The 16351-nt window shown below is 38.5% G+C and carries 17 protein-coding genes; 11 read left to right on the forward strand and 6 right to left on the reverse strand.

What is annotated here, in order from left to right; translation table 11 throughout:
* Positions 1 to 76 precede the first annotated feature (76 nt).
* Positions 77 to 685, forward strand: coding sequence for a dihydrofolate reductase family protein (locus ABS768_RS05160; protein WP_408073906.1), 609 nt, complete (start codon positions 77 to 79; stop codon positions 683 to 685).
* Positions 686 to 726: 41 nt separating this feature from the next.
* Positions 727 to 2004 carry a retropepsin-like aspartic protease gene (locus ABS768_RS05165; RefSeq protein ID WP_408073907.1) on the forward strand — a complete coding sequence of 426 codons (1278 nt, stop codon included), beginning with the start codon at positions 727 to 729 and terminating at the stop codon, positions 2002 to 2004.
* A gap of 12 nt (positions 2005 to 2016) precedes the next feature.
* Here the strand turns inward: ABS768_RS05165 and ABS768_RS05170 are convergent, their stop codons facing one another.
* Both ABS768_RS05170 and ABS768_RS05175 read right to left on the reverse strand, forming a co-directional pair.
* On the reverse strand, positions 2017 to 2451 hold the full coding sequence (locus ABS768_RS05170; protein WP_408073908.1) for an SRPBCC family protein: 435 nt from the start codon (positions 2449 to 2451) through the stop codon (positions 2017 to 2019).
* 81 nt (positions 2452 to 2532) lie between these two features.
* Positions 2533 to 3222: a hypothetical protein gene (locus ABS768_RS05175; protein WP_408073909.1), complete on the reverse strand. Its 690-nt coding sequence runs from the start codon at positions 3220 to 3222 to the stop codon at positions 2533 to 2535.
* A gap of 206 nt (positions 3223 to 3428) precedes the next feature.
* Between ABS768_RS05175 and ABS768_RS05180 the strand changes: the two genes are divergently transcribed.
* From ABS768_RS05180 to ABS768_RS05195, 4 genes are all read left to right on the forward strand, one after another.
* On the forward strand, positions 3429 to 4499 hold the full coding sequence (locus ABS768_RS05180; protein ID WP_408073910.1) for a sensor histidine kinase: 1071 nt from the start codon (positions 3429 to 3431) through the stop codon (positions 4497 to 4499).
* Positions 4496 to 5215, forward strand: a complete 720-nt coding sequence (locus tag ABS768_RS05185) for a LytR/AlgR family response regulator transcription factor (RefSeq protein WP_408073911.1) — start codon at positions 4496 to 4498, stop codon at positions 5213 to 5215. Before ABS768_RS05180 ends, ABS768_RS05185 begins: the two co-directional genes overlap by 4 nt.
* A 32-nt stretch (positions 5216 to 5247) precedes the next feature.
* Complete coding sequence (locus ABS768_RS05190) at positions 5248 to 6249, forward strand: hypothetical protein (RefSeq protein WP_408073912.1); 1002 nt, start codon at positions 5248 to 5250, stop codon at positions 6247 to 6249.
* Positions 6250 to 6452: 203 nt separating this feature from the next.
* Entirely contained in the window at positions 6453 to 6704 is a 252-nt protein-coding gene (locus tag ABS768_RS05195) for a hypothetical protein (protein WP_408073913.1), read from the forward strand.
* 90 nt (positions 6705 to 6794) lie between these two features.
* Here the strand turns inward: ABS768_RS05195 and ABS768_RS05200 are convergent, their stop codons facing one another.
* The gene (locus tag ABS768_RS05200) at positions 6795 to 7991 is read right to left on the reverse strand and encodes an LETM1-related biofilm-associated protein (RefSeq protein WP_408073914.1); all 1197 of its coding nucleotides are present in this window, start codon (positions 7989 to 7991) and stop codon (positions 6795 to 6797) included.
* 123 nt (positions 7992 to 8114) lie between these two features.
* Between ABS768_RS05200 and ABS768_RS05205 the strand changes: the two genes are divergently transcribed.
* The 5 genes from ABS768_RS05205 to ABS768_RS05225 all read left to right on the forward strand — a co-directional run bounded on the left by ABS768_RS05205 (position 8115) and on the right by ABS768_RS05225 (position 12788).
* Positions 8115 to 9344 (forward strand): NAD(P)/FAD-dependent oxidoreductase, encoded by a 1230-nt coding sequence (locus ABS768_RS05205; protein ID WP_408073915.1) that lies wholly within the window; start codon positions 8115 to 8117, stop codon positions 9342 to 9344.
* 17 nt (positions 9345 to 9361) lie between these two features.
* The gene (locus ABS768_RS05210; protein WP_408073916.1) at positions 9362 to 10270 is read left to right on the forward strand and encodes a YihY/virulence factor BrkB family protein; all 909 of its coding nucleotides are present in this window, start codon (positions 9362 to 9364) and stop codon (positions 10268 to 10270) included.
* Positions 10271 to 10390: 120 nt separating this feature from the next.
* Positions 10391 to 10987 carry a DUF4142 domain-containing protein gene (locus ABS768_RS05215; protein ID WP_408073917.1) on the forward strand — a complete coding sequence of 199 codons (597 nt, stop codon included), beginning with the start codon at positions 10391 to 10393 and terminating at the stop codon, positions 10985 to 10987.
* 20 nt (positions 10988 to 11007) lie between these two features.
* Positions 11008 to 11169, forward strand: a complete 162-nt coding sequence (locus ABS768_RS05220; RefSeq protein WP_330443463.1) for a lmo0937 family membrane protein — start codon at positions 11008 to 11010, stop codon at positions 11167 to 11169.
* A 113-nt stretch (positions 11170 to 11282) separates the two neighbouring features.
* Positions 11283 to 12788: a hypothetical protein gene (locus ABS768_RS05225; RefSeq protein ID WP_408073918.1), complete on the forward strand. Its 1506-nt coding sequence runs from the start codon at positions 11283 to 11285 to the stop codon at positions 12786 to 12788.
* Positions 12789 to 12881: 93 nt separating this feature from the next.
* Here ABS768_RS05225 and ABS768_RS05230 read toward each other — a convergent pair whose 3' ends face one another.
* Genes ABS768_RS05230 through ABS768_RS05240 form a run of 3 tightly spaced genes read right to left on the reverse strand, consistent with a single transcriptional unit; the run spans position 12882 to position 16341 of the window.
* Positions 12882 to 14681, reverse strand: coding sequence for an acyl-CoA dehydrogenase family protein (locus ABS768_RS05230; protein WP_408073919.1), 1800 nt, complete (start codon positions 14679 to 14681; stop codon positions 12882 to 12884).
* Between the two features lie 52 nt (positions 14682 to 14733).
* Positions 14734 to 15102, reverse strand: coding sequence for a four helix bundle protein (locus tag ABS768_RS05235; RefSeq protein WP_408073920.1), 369 nt, complete (start codon positions 15100 to 15102; stop codon positions 14734 to 14736).
* A 57-nt stretch (positions 15103 to 15159) separates the two neighbouring features.
* Positions 15160 to 16341 (reverse strand): acetyl-CoA C-acyltransferase, encoded by a 1182-nt coding sequence (locus tag ABS768_RS05240; protein ID WP_408073921.1) that lies wholly within the window; start codon positions 16339 to 16341, stop codon positions 15160 to 15162.
* Positions 16342 to 16351: the final 10 nt, after the last annotated feature.

Consider the following 16351-nt stretch of genomic DNA (forward strand, 5'->3'; position numbering starts at 1 on the left):
GCCCCTTAAAATGTCTGTACGAACACCTTGAAGGGCAGTTACCGGGCTATATCTTTGTTAATCACCTTAAACTGCTATGCTATACACAAATAAAGAAACACAAAGTAAGCGAAAGCTTATACTCTCGATGAATGTAACTCAGGATGGTTACCTCTCGGGACCGAACTGTGAACTCGACTGGCATTTTAATGCCTGGACAACCGAGATGGCAGAGTGTCTTGCAGACGAACTTAACAAAGCTGATACCATTCTCTTTGGGCGCATTACTTTCAACGCCATGTCGGCCTATTGGTCTAATAAAGGAGTTGATTTATCTTCCCCAATTGAAGACCGTGCCTTTGCACAAATGATTAACAGTTATACCAAATTGGTGTTTTCCAAAACACTAACTCATAGTACATGGAATAACAGTATTATGATAAATGATGACCCTGCCGTTTATATAAGGAAGTTAAAAGAGCAGAAGGGAAGCCCAATAATGATATATGGTAGTGCACAACTGGTTTGGTATTTAATAGACAATAAGCTTATAGATGAGTTTCAGTTATGGGTACATCCCATAAAACTGGGTAGGGGTAAACTGTTGTTCAAGTCAGTTTCTCCGCACTTTTTGGAATTGGTAAACACAAAAGAATTCCGTAACGGGGTAGTACTGTTTTATTACAGGTTTAAGCAATTGGTATAAAGCTTTTTAATATCTTTATATACAGACAAACACCAATATAAATGAACCGACTTTTTACTCTTACTTTATTAATCCTTCTGGCTGCCTGTGGTGCTAAAACCGATAGTCCCTTATCACTGGAACGATACACACAGGTAAACGGTTACCTTAAAGAAAAGGACTTCTTTAAGGCGCGTGATACTTTTGAGTATTACAAACCCGAAATAGGCAAGCCTGAAAAGTTTATACTAGAGGCTTTTATAGATAATGCTTTTAATAAGCCCGAATCATCTAATAAAAAAATTGATGAGGTTTTTAATGGCTATGCACAGCAGGTTAACGATTCGGTAAAGCAGCAGTTACTGGAAATACAACAAGGTAATTACGCACGCTTGTATGAATATGAAAAGGCAAACAGGATAGTGAAAGAGATACTGGATAAGTATAGCGGGGTACTGTCTAAAGATCAGATTGAAGATTATAAGAACTCACAAATAATGTGGACGGCACTTTCGTTTCAACCAAAGCAGCAGGTAAAAGTAAACAGACTTACTACCATAACCATGAAAAGGGATGTGGCAGGCTTGGCAAATCTCCCTGTTAAAGTGGGAAATATTGAAGCTGATTTTATTTTTGATACTGGCGCAAATATCTCAACAGTTACCGAAACCACTGCAAAGCAGTTTAATATGAAAATGCTTGATGGTATTATAGAAGTAGGTGCTATAACAGGACTATCAGTAAAATCACAACTGGCGGTTTGTCCTGAGTTTACCATAGGTGATATAACGGTTAGTAATGCTGTATTTTTAGTATTTCCTGATGATGCATTAGCATTCCCTCAAATTAATTACCAGATAAACGGAATTTTAGGTTTTCCGGTTATTGAGGCTTTAAAGGAAATCCAAATCACCAAAAACGATGAGTTCATAGTGCCAAAAGTACCGCGCCAGTATCCGTTGCGTAATATGGCTCTTGATTTCCTTAATCCTGTAATCTGTATAGAAGGTAATCATTATACGTTCGATTCCGGGGCGGTGGGTACCTCATTGTATATAAAATACTTTAACCGATACCAAAAAGAAATAGAGGGCAATTACCAACTAACCGATCTTACTTTTGGCGGAGCAGGGGGAACCCTTTCCAAAAAAGGTTATTACATTACCTTTAAGCCTAATGTTGCAGGCCACGAGTTGGTATTAGACAGTGTGCAGGCCTTTACCGAAAACATAGGTTCAAAAGAGAATCTGTATTATGGCAATATCGGTCAGGATGTAATAAAGCAATTTGATAAAATGACTCTTAATTTTGAGCACATGTATATAAAGTTTGACAGATAGAGCAAAGGGAAATTAGAATACAATTTCCCTTTTTTCAGCGAGTTCTTTTATTTTTTGTGAAGCTGTTTTTTCAAAGTCCACACTGGTGTCATAGTATTTGTCGCCTTCGGCAAGTATGGCAAAGTCGCCTATTTCCACACCCAGCCATGTATTACCTTCGTTATCTACGGTTAGGGTATAAGTGTAGCCAATATTGGTTACTCGTTCTTCCCATGTAGGCACATACAATTCGTACCGCAGCTTTTGATTAGGGATAAACTCAATTACCGAAAGTCTTGAATATCCCGGCCATTCAATTACAGTGGCAGGGTCAATGTCAAAATCGCCAAAATCTTCGGGAAGCCTGTCCCATATGCGGATGTATTTAGGTTTTGTAAGCACCTCCCACACACGGCTTAAGGGTGCGTTTATCCTGATGTTGTTTTTTACTACTAGTGATTTGGTCATAGCTTTTTCAGTTTGATTTTACCTTAAAATTACTCAAAGCAAAACATAACGGTAAGCTATTTAACGCTCTTTAACTTCGCTTTATAAATTGGTTTTAAGTTCAATAATCTCTGATTTGAAAAAATCAAATATAAAAACCCTGTCGTATCCTGATTCAAACGGAAGGTATAAAACCTCATCCTTTATAAAGAAATGATCACACTTACTCTGGTAATTATCAAGTGTAAGTATAAGCCATTTTTTATTGGTACCGGTGGCTTTCTCTTCCTCCTTTTTCAATACTTCTATTACATTTTCACGGGTAATTTCCTTAACCTTAAGATTAGTATTTATTTTATGGTAAAGGGCTTGTGTGCGGTTAAATTCCTTCACATAGCAGTAGTGTACCATTTCACCTTTGCTGCACAACAAAAGTTCTTCCTGTAGTTCCAGTAATCCGTTTGTGGTAAAGTTGTTTATATGCTTGTATAGTGTAAGCGTGTAAAACCCCTGTTTTTGATTGTGGAGCAGGTTAAGTTCGGTTTCCTGTAGTGTTTGTTCTAAAACATCACTGTAGCCTGATTGTATAAGGTTGAGGTCGGTTACTACAGTACTAATCTCTTCGTTATTATACTTCAGGCCAAAGTCACCATTAATAGTAACAAACTCCCTGCTTGTGGATACAAACTTCCATAAAGTGGAAAGTTCCTGTAACTTCTTTTCCTTTTTTTGTGTGCTAACAGAAAGATTTTCAATAGCATCTGTCCATTGCCCCATTGTATATAAATCCATTAGTAACTAGTTTTATTCAAATGTAAATTACATATAAGTACAGGATTATTATTTTATACAAACAGCCTGTTATATTATACAAACCTAATATTTAGTATTACTTAAATCTTAATTAGTAAGTTTGGTATAATTAATTAGCGGTTTTGTATAAAATTGATGCGTTAAAGTGCTAATTTGTATTATTTCGCAGTGTAAAATTGATAGGTTTGGATAACTTTTGTTTTAATAATAAGAGCTGGTTTGTTGAGTTTTTTATAGGTAAAAAGTACAGGGTGTACAGGCATTTGCTTATACTTAGCTATTTACTTTTAATAATGTATGACCCAAACGGGGTTAAAGAATATTCAGGCCCTTATAATTTTTATAATAAGACAATATGGTTTGGCTATTTCCTGCTTATGGTATACATAAACATGTATGTGTTTATACCACGTTTTTTGTTAAAGAGCCGGTTTGTAACCTACCTTATATCGCTTATAGCAATGGTAGTTTGCAGCTATGCAGTGATAAGAATTGTAAGAACCACTTATATAGAGCCCTATAGGGTACTCCCCGATAAAATTCATCATTTGGGGATATACAGGGAAATACTCAATGTGAGTAATATATTGATAATGCTGGTATTTTCCTCTACAGCCATAAAGCTGTTTCAGGAATGGGTTTATAATACTAATCGTATTAACGAACTGGAACGCAACTCGCTGGAAATTGAGCTTAAAGAACTTAAAAATCAGGTTAATCCCCACTTTTTGTTCAATATGCTTAACAATGTGAGTGTACTGGTTAAAAAGGATACCGATAAGGCTTCTCAAGTCATTATGAAACTATCGGGCTTCCTGAGGCATTTACTTTATCAGAACAGGAGGGATTCGGTAGCACTGGTGTCTGAAATTCAGTTTCTTAATGATTTTTTGGAGCTGGAAAATATAAGGCGGGATGATTTTAGCTTTACCATTGATGTGGTTTGTGAAAATGAGATAAGAATGATTATGCTTCCGCCAAACCTGTTTGTAACCTTTGTAGAAAATGCGGTAAAGCATAGTGTGGATTTAGATAATCCGTCGCACATAGATATAGGTTTTGGGGTTGTAGACCACAAACTGGTGTTTTCATGTGTAAATACAAAACCCGAAGAACCTACAGCAGTGAATAATGAAGGCGGACTGGGGTTAATAAATATACAAAGGCAGTTAGAACTGCTGTATGGCGAGGCTTTTGAACTCGATATTAAAGAAACTGATAGTCAGTTTATGGTTAAATTAACGTTACTGGTATGAACTGTATAATTGTAGACGATGAACCACTGGCCCGCGAAGGTATGTTGTTGCTTTTGCAGGATATTGGCTGTGTAACGGTTAAAGGATGTTTTAACGGCGTAAAAAAAGCACGCGAGTTTTTAAATGAAAACGACGTAGACCTTATTTTCCTGGATATAGAAATGCCTGGAATTAACGGGCTTGATTTTGCCTCATCGGTACCCAGGGAAACACTTATAATATTCACCACGGCTTATTCGCAGTATGCCCTAAAAAGCTATGAGGTAGAAGCCATAGATTATTTGGTAAAACCCATAGAAAAAGACAGGCTGCTAACCGCAATAGAAAAAGCATTAACGTACCACAACCTGCTTAAAGGTAAGGGAGGGGAAATGGAAGGCGTTGAAAACGAGTATATGCTGGTTAAAAGTGACCGTAGGTACCATAAAATACTTTTTACAGATATAAGATATATAGAAGGATTAAAGGATTATGTGGTAATTCATCTTGACGAGAGTAAAATGGTAACTGCCATGAACCTTAAAACCATTCATGGTAACCTCAACACCAAACAGTTTGTTAGGGTGAGTAAGTCGTATGTGGTAAACCTAAGCCATATAGATTCGTTTGACAATCATACCGTATATATAAAATCGGCAGAGATACCTGTAGGCGATGTGTATCGCAAAGACTTTTTCGAACTCTATTTAGGCCGCAGCCAGCCTGATAAGCTATAGGAGTTTAATCATCAATCAAAAATCATTATTCCATGAAAAGAAGCCTGCTTTTATTTTCATCGGCATTCTTATGCCTTTTTGCAAACGCTCAGGAACAGGACGAAATCAAGAAAGGTTTCCAAAGGGAACTGGCAGACAGGTTTCCGTCGTTTCGTATAATCGACTTGCAATACCAGCAGTACCTGCCGTCTGATTTTAATTCTGAGCTTTACAAACAGGACTATCAGGAAGGGACACTGCAAAACCACAGCAGGCTGAAACTTGCCGTTAACCTTCCTGTCATAAGAAAGCCCAAATGGAATATTACTACATCACTTAATTATACTTACGAGAGCCTTACAGTAAACAATCTTACTAATACAGGTACTTACAACGGACCTGTAGATAACAATACCAGCGATTTTCATTATCTGGCAGGAGCATTAAGTTTTACTTACTTTTCCAAAATGTTCAATAAGCCGTTTATTTATAACGCCAGTGTTTTTGTCGATGGGTCAGAACAGTCGGCAGAAAGGGTAAAAGGTTTTGTAGGAGGGACAATCGTACTGAAGCGTAATGCTCGAACCACTATTAGTACAGGACTTCTTGTTTTTATAGATCCGGCATCTCCCGTACCCGTTGCACCCGTGTTTACGCTTGAACACAAGTTTGAAAACTCACAATGGGTTTTTGACTGTTTTCTGCCAAATAGGTTGTTGTTTAGGCATCCGCTATTTAAAAACTGCAGGATACTGCTGGGTAGTGAGCTTACCTCAAACGGATTTTATTACTACCCTAACCGCAGCGGTTTTGCACAGGTATACGATTACCGCCAACTGGAAGTAAAAACAGGTTTTACTTATGAAACCATACTTAACCATCAGTTTATAGCCTATTTTAAAGGAGGATTGAGTAATGTATTCAATTCCCGTTTTACCGAAAGGGGAAAAGTGACTTCAAAATATATACTTTCTACACAGCAAAACGCTACAGGTTATTTTAATGTGGGAATTTCGTTTAATCCTTTTGCCAAAAAACCAGAGAAAAGAGACTAATCTTTTTTTAGTTTTTATTTAACAGATAGACAATTGTTTAAAAACTTTTTGAATTTCCCTTTGTTTGTGGTGCATACCGTAAAACGGTGTGGCTTTTTACATGCTAAAAATTTCTTAAACAAAAGTTATATACTCATAAAGTGCTGGTATGTAACTATATAAATTTAGAAATTGCAGTATCAAAACCAACCAAAAACAAAATCATGAAACTGCTTTACTATTTCCTATTATTGTTTGTAGTACTGTTAGGAGGCTACCTGTTTATTAACGATTTTAGCTTTGATAACGAAAGCTTTAGCGGTTTCCTTTTAAATACCCTGTTCATTTTTTTGGTGGCATGTGTTACAATACTTACAGTAGTATTGTTAGTGCTTGCAGTTAAAAGAAAAAGCGTACACAAGGGTATAATGACAATACAGGAATACTACAGGTACAAAGAGTACAATGCAGACTAAGAAAAATTGAGTTTAGTTAATCGATAATTATAGAAGGTGTGTTAATTCGAAAAGCCGGGAAAAATCATATATTTTCCGGCTTTTTTGTTTTTATTCGTTATCAAGGTTCTCGTTAAATACTGTAGGCAGCATTTTAGGGATAAACTTAATAAGTACCGGTAACAGCAGGCTACCGCCCGGTAGCAGGAAAATAGTAAGTGAAGGTACCGTTTTACAAATTTCAAGCAATTGCTTTTTTACCTTCTTCTTTTCGCCTTCATCAAGGCTGCGGTGAGTAGAGTGGGTAAGTAGTAACATTAGTTCGCCATTATTGGAAATTTCCTTGATAAGGCGCTTTTTATTACGTGTAATAAGCAGCGAAACGGTTTTTGCCGCGTGTCCGTAAAAATGCTTTACAGGATTTGAGTACTTAAAGTACGGTATCTCGTTTTTATATTCTTCAATAAAAAGATTAAACGACTCTATACTTTGTTTAGCAATATCCCTGTTAAGTTTAAGCTGACCGGCAAGGTTGTACAAAAACTCAATTTCTGTTTGTTCCTCTACCGCATCACTCCACACCGCCATTCCGGCCATATCCAGCAGGTAGTTTTTTTCCAGTTCTGATTCTGCAAAATCCAGTTCGGGCATAGTGATACTGCCGTTGTTTATTTTGGATAGTTTGGTATAGCGAACAGACGATTCAAACAGTTTGATAATAAGGTCATCGTAGTATGATTTTTCGGTTTTTTCGGTAAGAGCAATAGCAACAATTCCCATAACCGTTTCCTCCAGTCTTCTCAGGTATTTTTCCGGAAGCTCATGGTACAGCAGGTATTGGCGAAAAGCCAGTACATCCATAAACAGTAATGCATTGGTAAGTATGTGCGAAAAGTTACGGCTTATAATATTATCGTTTGTTTTAATGCGCTGTTCCAGTATGGCTTCAAGCTGATGGCTTGGGCCTCCTGCCGGCAGTACCATTTTAAGCGGATTAAATCCTTCAGGGGTCATCTCCCTGTAAAAGGCAATTGCCTGATTAATAAAGTCGGTTTTATTTTCCTTCTGGTTTACCAGCCTGTATAAAGCATACAAAGTGTTAAGCAATGCTGCCTTTGTGGTTTCTTCCGATGTCCACCCTTTGGTTTCGGCATCGTCCAGATCGTTAAAGGTTACTACATGCCCATATATAAATCCTGTTTCCCTTACGCAAAGGTAAAACTCACGGGAACTGTTATTTATATGCGGATTGTCTTTAAGCTTGGCAAAAAACTTATCGATCCAGCCGCTGGCAGAAGGGTTAATCATACTGTATTAATTGTAATGCAAAACTATGACTTTTTATAAATTAAAAAACCAATTTAACAAGAGTTAAATAAAACCTATAATTAGGCTAACACTTCCGTTACAAATATATTATGCCATAACTTTATGAGTAAATCATTAATTAATAAATATATGAATCTTAAAGCAGGCTATCCGTTCTGGTTGGTAAAAAACGGGCTACCATTTACATTTCCTAAGTTAGATCATGATGTGGAAACTGATGTTGTTATTATGGGCGCAGGTATATCGGGGGCGTTGGTTAGGTATTATCTGGTAAATGCAGGTATACAGTGCACCACTATAGATGCACGTACTATTGGACTGGGGAGTACCAGTGCCAGTACAGCACTGCTTCAGTATGAAATAGATGTCCCTTTGTATAAGCTAACCGAAATGATAGGTAAGGAAAATGCCAAAAGAGCCTATCAGCTATGCGGAGAGGCTATTGACACACTTGAGGAGATTACCAAAGGTTTTAAACTCGACGGGTTTAAAAAACGTAAAAGCCTGTATTATGCTGCCTATAAAAAAGACGTAAGCTGGCTTAAAAAGGAATATGAGGCAAGAAAGGAAGCCGGGTTTAAAGTACGCTGGCTTAATGAGGACGAACTGAAAGACCAATATGGCTTTAAGGGCTACGGTGCTATAGTATCAGACAAGGCTGCTGAGGTAGATGCCTATATGCTTACACACTGCCTGTTACAACACCACAAAAAAGGAGAGGATCTAAATGTTTTTGATCGTACCCCGGTTACCGATATTAAGCATAGCAAAAACAGAGTGGTACTTAAAACCGAATCAGGGCATACTATTAAAGCCAACAAACTTATATATGCTACAGGTTATGAGGTGGTTAATTTTATTGATAAGGATATTGTTAACCTGTTGTCTACCTATGCTGTGGTAAGCGAACAGTATAATGACAGGCCTTTTTGGAAAGATGAGGTGCTAATATGGAACACGGCCGACCCATACCTATATGTACGAACTACATCAGATAACAGGGTACTGGTAGGGGGCAGGGATGAAGATTTTTCCAATCCGGCTAAGCGGGATAAACTGATAGACAGGAAAACAAAGCAGCTTACTAATGATATTAATAAGATGTTCCCAAACCTCAATTTTATTCCCGAATTCACTTGGACGGGTACCTTTGGCTCCACTAAAGACGGCCTCCCGTATATAGGACCTTATAAAAAATTACCAAACGGATATTTTTCTTTGGGTTTTGGCGGAAACGGCATTACCTTTAGCGTGGTGGGAGCACAAATACTTTGTGACCTGCTGCAGGGCAAAAACAACGGCGATTTGTCCCTGTTTTCGTTTGACCGATAAAATTACCTGTTACAACCATGAGCATAAAGCATAAAGGCCTTACCGTATGGACGCTTTTAAAGACTACGTTTACCGAATTTTTTTCTGATAATGCCATTAAACTGGCGGCATCACTGTCTTATTATACCATATTCTCCATTGCGCCGCTTTCCATTATAATTATATCGGTTTGCGGACTCTTCTTTGGGGAAGATGCTGTTAAGGGCGAATTTTACGGACAGATAAATGAGTTTGTAGGACCAAATGCCGCAGCACAAATTCAGGAGATTATTACTAATACAAAACTATCTGGCGATAGTGTACTGGGGCTTATTATAGGTATTGCGGTACTGCTTGTGGGAGCATCGGGGGTATTTGTGGAGATACAAAGTTCCATTAACTATATATGGGGATTAAAAGCTAAACCAGATAAGAGTATCAAGAAGTTCATTAAGAACAGGCTTATGTCGTTCTCCATGATTGGGGCTATTGGCTTTTTATTGTTGGTGAGCTTACTGGCTAACACCGTGCTTGATTTACTGCGTAGCCAGTTAAAGCAACTCCTGCCCGAAACTACAGTCTATCTGGTATATGTATTAAACTTCGGATTAGTTTTTTGTACCATCACCTTATTGTTCTCAATTGTTTTCCGTACCCTGCCCGACGGACATGTAACCTGGAAGGATACCTTTGTAGGCTCGGGTACAACGGCAATACTTTTTATGCTGGGGAAATTTGGTATCAGTCTATACCTCACCAACTCAAATGTAGCTTCGGCTTTCGGGGCGGCAGGTTCCGTTATTATCATACTTTTATGGGTATATTATTCGGCTATCATATTATACTTCGGTGCCGAGTTTACCAAGGTGTACGCACGTCTTCACGGTAAAAAAATAACTCCTAATGCTTATGCCGTTAAGATTAGGAAAGATGTTATAGACGAATAAATTACATTTAGTATTTCCCTAACACTAATTGTGAATCCCTTAATATTTTAGTCATACTTTATGTGTTAATTTTGACATTGTAATCATGAAGTAACCAAATAATCTAAATAACAAACGACTATGAAAAGGAAATCAATATTAGGAAAAATGCTGCTTGGCGCAGCGCTTATAACCATGACATTAGGGGCTACTTCGTGTAAGGATAATAAGGAAACAGATCCTGCAGAAGTTGCCGAAGAGCAAAACGAAGCCAAGTTTGAAGATACTAACGAAGCTAAGGAAGAAGATGCTGAGTATTTTGTTTTTGCAGCCGAAGTGAACATGAAAGAAATTGAGCTGGCTAAACTGGCACAGCAAAAAAGTAAAAATGCCGAAGTGAGGGCTTTTGCCGAAACTCTTTTTAATGATCATACTAAGGCAATGGAAGACCTGAAGAAAAACGCAGAATTAAAAAATATATCGCTGCCCACAGCTTTAAGTGAAGACGGGAAAGAAGCTTATGATAAACTAAGCAAAGAGAAAACAGAGGACTTTGACAAAAAGTATGTGGATATGATGGTGGATGGTCATGAAGAGGCAATTAAGAAGATGGAAAAAGCCAGTGAGGAAGCTAATGACGAAGAAATAAGAATGTGGGCTGCCGATATGTTACCTACGCTTAAAACACACCATAATGAGGCTGTAAGACTACAGGACCTTATTAAGGAAATGAAATAAACAGGAAGGGAAAAATTGCTATGAAAAATCTATTGTTTATAATCGCTATTGTATTAGTCATACTATGGGCGCTGGGAAGTTTTGTAATTCATGTAGGCGGTGCCTTAATACACCTATTACTGGTGTTGGCACTTATCGCTATACTGGTTAATGTGTTTAGAGGAAAAAAGCCCCTCAGTTAAAAATACGATATGCTATTTAAAAGCCGCTGCGATACATTCGCAGCGGCTTTTTTATGTCTAAAAATAAACAGGTTTGTTTTTCGTTATTATTTCATAACAAAACAAACCACACCATGAAAAGAAAACTTCTGTGTACACTACTTGTACTGGTAACGTTTTACTGTAATGCACAAACCGCTCTAAACGGTACCGTTAAAAATGCCAATGGCGAAATCGTCACCCTTATTTACAGGCCATTTTTAAGAGGCTCCCTAAATCCTTTAGGTTTTACCAGTATGGGAACCCAAATTAGTAAAGAAGGTAATTTTACGTTTAAATCAGATAAGATACTGGACGGAGCTGAGTACTATATTATTTTTAAAGACAAGAACATTACAGGCCTTGTAATGTTTGAAGGAGATAACGTTAATCTTAACTTTGATGTCAATAAACCGGGCGAAACACTTTTTGCTACCGGTAAGGGAGCAGGAAAAATTAACATGATGCACCTGCCTCAGTTTGATGATGAGTTTATGGAGGATATGACTCCTACAGAATATGCAGCTTATCTGGATAGCTTATCATCTGCAAAGTTGGCATTGCTTGATGCGGTATACAAAAAAGAGAAAAACAATGAGGTTATAATCAATGCGGCAAACAGGGGAGTTTTAGAGCGTATTATAAATGAGTCTCCGTTAAGCGACAAGGAATACGACTTTTTAAAGTCGGTTATAAGCCTGCAAAAGTTTGAGATAGGTGCTTTTTTGGAATATAAGTCGGAAGAGATGGAAGGAAAACTTATTGATTTTTCTGATCCGGTTTATAAACCTTTTAATGTTAGTGAGTATAAAAAAATTACTAATGTAAATAACTGCTATCCTGCTTATATAGTTTACCTTATTTTAAGGGTAGAATATTTAAAAAGTTTAAAGGGTAAGGAGCTGTACTATGAAAACTGGTACAAGTATGTAAGCGAAGAAGATTTCATTAAATGGGAAGAAAAATTCCTGAATGAAAACTTCACCCCCGAGGTATGCGACAGGTATTATTCCGAATTTTTTTCGTGGTTAGTAAGTATGGGGCAACCTTATGATAAGTACAGTAAACAGTTAGATTACCTTCAAAACAATGCCAATAGTGAATCCTATCAAAAGTCGATTGATTTTATAAAGCTCATGGAGACAGCGCTTACAGATAAAAAGTATAATCTGGGAGATAGTAGCAAACAACTGGATAAGCAAAAGCTGGAGGCTATACTTGAAAAATACAAAAACAAAAAAAATGTACTGCTGGTATTTTGGTCGGCAGAGTTTGCAGGGAGCAGTATCCTGAACCAAATACCTTCACTGCAACATCTTGAAAAAGAAAAAGACCTCCAAATTGTTTATATAGGAATTGACAAAGCCGAGCTTAAAAACCTTTGGGCAGCCAGGATAATAGATAATAACTGGAAAGGCGAGCATTACTTTATGCCTATTGAAGGGAATGAGGACAGCCTTAAAAAATTTAGTAGTGACGATATTTATGCGTTTTGCGATGGTGGGGCAACCTTTACTGTAATAACTAAAAACAACACAGTGCTTAATAAGGTTGAAAACTCATATCAGTTGGCAGCAGGGAAAATCAAAAAGTATTTGTAAAAAGAGATACTATATAAATAAACATCCCGCCAACAGGCGGGATGTTTTTGAATAAACTAAACTAAAAACGGAAATTAGTGATTACTAGTGGTATTAGTATACATAAGCGTTTTCGTCTACCAGTTTTGCAGCGATAGTTTCCTTTAAGGCTACTACGTTTGGCATATTGGTATATTTAGTGAATCGTTTAAGACCCATAAGCATCATGCGTTGTTCGTCGCCTTCGGCAAACGATGCAATACCTTCTTTACCTTTAGTATTAACGGTATCTACCGCTCTGTAAAGATATAACTGAGCCATTGCAATTTGCTCTTTTACGTTTTCTTCGCCTTTGCTTTTTGCCAGTTTTTCTGTTCTCAGTATAACCGACTCGGCCATATATATTTCGATAAGTATATCAGAAGCAGCCATAAGCAGTTGTTGGTGTTTGTCAAGGTCTGGTCCGTATTTTTGTACGGCACTACCCGCCACCATTAAAAATGCTTTTTTAAGCTTACCGATAAGCTCTTTCTCTTCGGCAAATAATACCGAATAATCAGGAGTATCAAACGATGGTATCGCCATAAGTTCTTCGGCAACTTTCATTGCAGGTCCTAAAAGATCTACGTGTCCTTTCATTGCTTTTTTAACAAGCATACCTACCGATAGCATACGGTTAATCTCGTTTGTACCCTCATAAATACGGGCAATCCTTGCATCTCTCCATGCGCTTTCCATTGGGGTATCTTCAGAGAAGCCCATACCACCAAAAATCTGGATACCTTCGTCACTACAGTTCTGAATGTCTTCAGATACCGCCACTTTAAGGATAGAACACTCAATAGCAAATTCCTCTACACCTTTAAGCTCAGCATCCTGATGTGATTCTCCCGCAGCAACACGAGCTTCGATACGGTCTTCAATGCTTTTTGCAGCACGGTAGCACGCACTTTCTCCGGCATAGGCACTTGCAGCCATTTCTGCCAGTTTGGAACGGATAGCCCCAAAGCTTGAGATAGGAGTGTCGAACTGGATTCTTTCGTTAGCATATTTAACAGCGCCCGAGATAGTTCTTCTCTGTGCGTCAAGACATGCAGCAGCCAGTTTAATACGGCCTACGTTAAGGGCATTCATGGCAATTTTGAATCCGTTACCTCTTTCAGAAAGCATGTTCTCTACCGGTACTTTAGTTTCGTTAAAAAATACCTGACGGGTAGAGGAGGCACGGATACCCAGTTTATGCTCCTCTTCATTCATAGAGATACCGTTATTAGGATCGTTCTCTACAATGAATCCGGTAATGTTTTTGTCGTCTTCAATACGTGCAAATACAATAAACAGGCTACAGAATCCGGCATTGGAAATCCACATTTTTTGTCCTGTTATTTTGTAATGCGTACCGTCTTCACTAAGCACAGCCTTTGTTTTACCCGAGTTGGCATCACTACCGGCACCCGGTTCGGTAAGGCAGTAAGCACCAAACCATTCTCCGGTGGCAAGCTTAGGTACATATTTCTTTTTCTGTTCTTCAGTTCCGTACAGGGTAATTGGCATGGTGCCAATACCGGTGTGCGCACCAAATGCTGTTGAGAACGAACCTGTAGCACCCGAGATATAATCACAAACCAACATGGTCGAAACAAATCCCATACCCAGTCCGCCATACTCTTCCGGTACGGCTACGCCAAGAAAGCCAAGCTCTCCGGCTTTCTCCATACACTCTTTGGTGTAGGCATAATCTTTATTCTCAAAACGGTCTTTGTGCGGCCATAATTCACGGTCTACAAACTCTTTAACCGTGTCGCGCATCATAACCTGCTCTTCCGAAAAATCTTCGGGTGTGAACACATCTTCACACTTGGTTTCTTTTACAAGGAACTGACCTCCTCTTGTTATATCTTTAGCTTCGCTCATTTTTGTAATATTTTAATTTAGACTTTTAGATGATAGATAATAGATAACAGACTTATACGGAAACCAGAGTGTTTTGAAAACTCATAGTCATTCTCTGGAATTCCTCTAATTTATTTTCAATTACTACTGCATTGCTTTCAGAAATATAACCTCTGTGATGTGCTAGCAGCAGTTGCGTATGTAACTCAAAAGAAGAACCTAAAGAGACATTAATAAAATGACTAAATGATTTTGCACTTCTGCTTGAACCTTCCGCAATGTTTGATGGTATGGATATTGAGCATCTGTCCATCTGATTTTTTAACCCAAACTTTTCATGTGAAGGAAAAGTATCTGTTAAATCAAGAATTTCTTTTGCTATTTCCATGGCCATCTGCCATATTTTAAGCTTTTTAAAATTGTGTCTTTTAAAATCACTCATCGGTATGGTGCAGTAAGTTTTTAGTCTATTATCTTTTGTCTTTCGTCTTCAAGTCTTTTACATTAGTTCATAAACTCCGGCAGCTCCCTGTCCGGTACCTACACACATGGTGACCATACCGTACTTGCTTCCGCGGTTTTTCATTTCATCGAATAACTGAACAGACAGCTTAGCACCTGTACATCCCAGTGGGTGACCCAGTGCAATAGCACCACCATTCACATTTACAATATCTTTGTTAAGCCCAAGCTCACGTATAACAGCAAGCGACTGAGAGGCAAATGCCTCGTTAAGCTCAATAAGTTCAATGTCATTTAGGTTTAACCCTGCCATTTGTAGCGCTTTCGGGATGGCTTTTACAGGACCTATACCCATAATTCTTGGTTCCACACCGGCAGCGGCATAGCTAACCAAACGGGCAATAGGCTCAAGGTTAAGTTCCTTAACCATTTCTTCACTCATTACCATAACAAAGGCAGCACCGTCACTCATTTGGGAAGATGTACCCGCAGTTACACTACCATCGGCAGCAAATACAGGGCGCAGTCTTCCAAGAGCTTCAACCGAAGTATCGGCACGCGGACCCTCATCTTTAGTAACCGTATAGCTTTTAGTTGCTTTTTTACCGTTTTCGTCTACATATACCTGCTCTACGGTAATAGGCACAATCTGTTTGTCAAATTTGCCTTCCGCCTGAGCTTTAAGTGCTTTTTGGTGTGACTGATAACCAAACTCATCCTGGTCTTCACGGCTAACGTTATATTGCTTAGCAACCGCTTCGGCAGTTAGTCCCATCCCCCAATAATAATCCTCATGGCCGTTTTTAGCCAACTTATAATCCGGTACGGGTTTGTAACCACCCATAGGAATGTAACTCATACTTTCGGCGCCACCTGCAATAATACAGCTAGCCATTCCGCTTTGTATTTTGGCTGTGGCCATAGCGATAGTTTCCAGTCCCGATGCACAGTAACGGTTTACCGTAACCCCCGGAACATCTTCTACCTTAAGCCCCATTAAGGAAATAAGGCGGGCAAAGTTTAAGCCTTGTTCTGCCTCCGGCATGGCGTTACCTACCATTACGTCATCAATTCTTGATTTGTCCAGCTGCGGAAGCTCATTCATAATATGCTGAATGGTTTCGGCGGCCAGTTCGTCAGGCCTTTTAAAGCGGAAAACCCCTTTTGGTGCTTTCCCTACAGCCGTTCTGTATGCCTTTACTATATATGCTGTTTTCATTTTATTTTAG

Origin of the sequence: Flavobacterium rhizophilum (genome assembly GCF_046000485.1) — a bacterium.
Lineage (GTDB): Bacteria > Bacteroidota > Bacteroidia > Flavobacteriales > Flavobacteriaceae > Flavobacterium > Flavobacterium rhizophilum.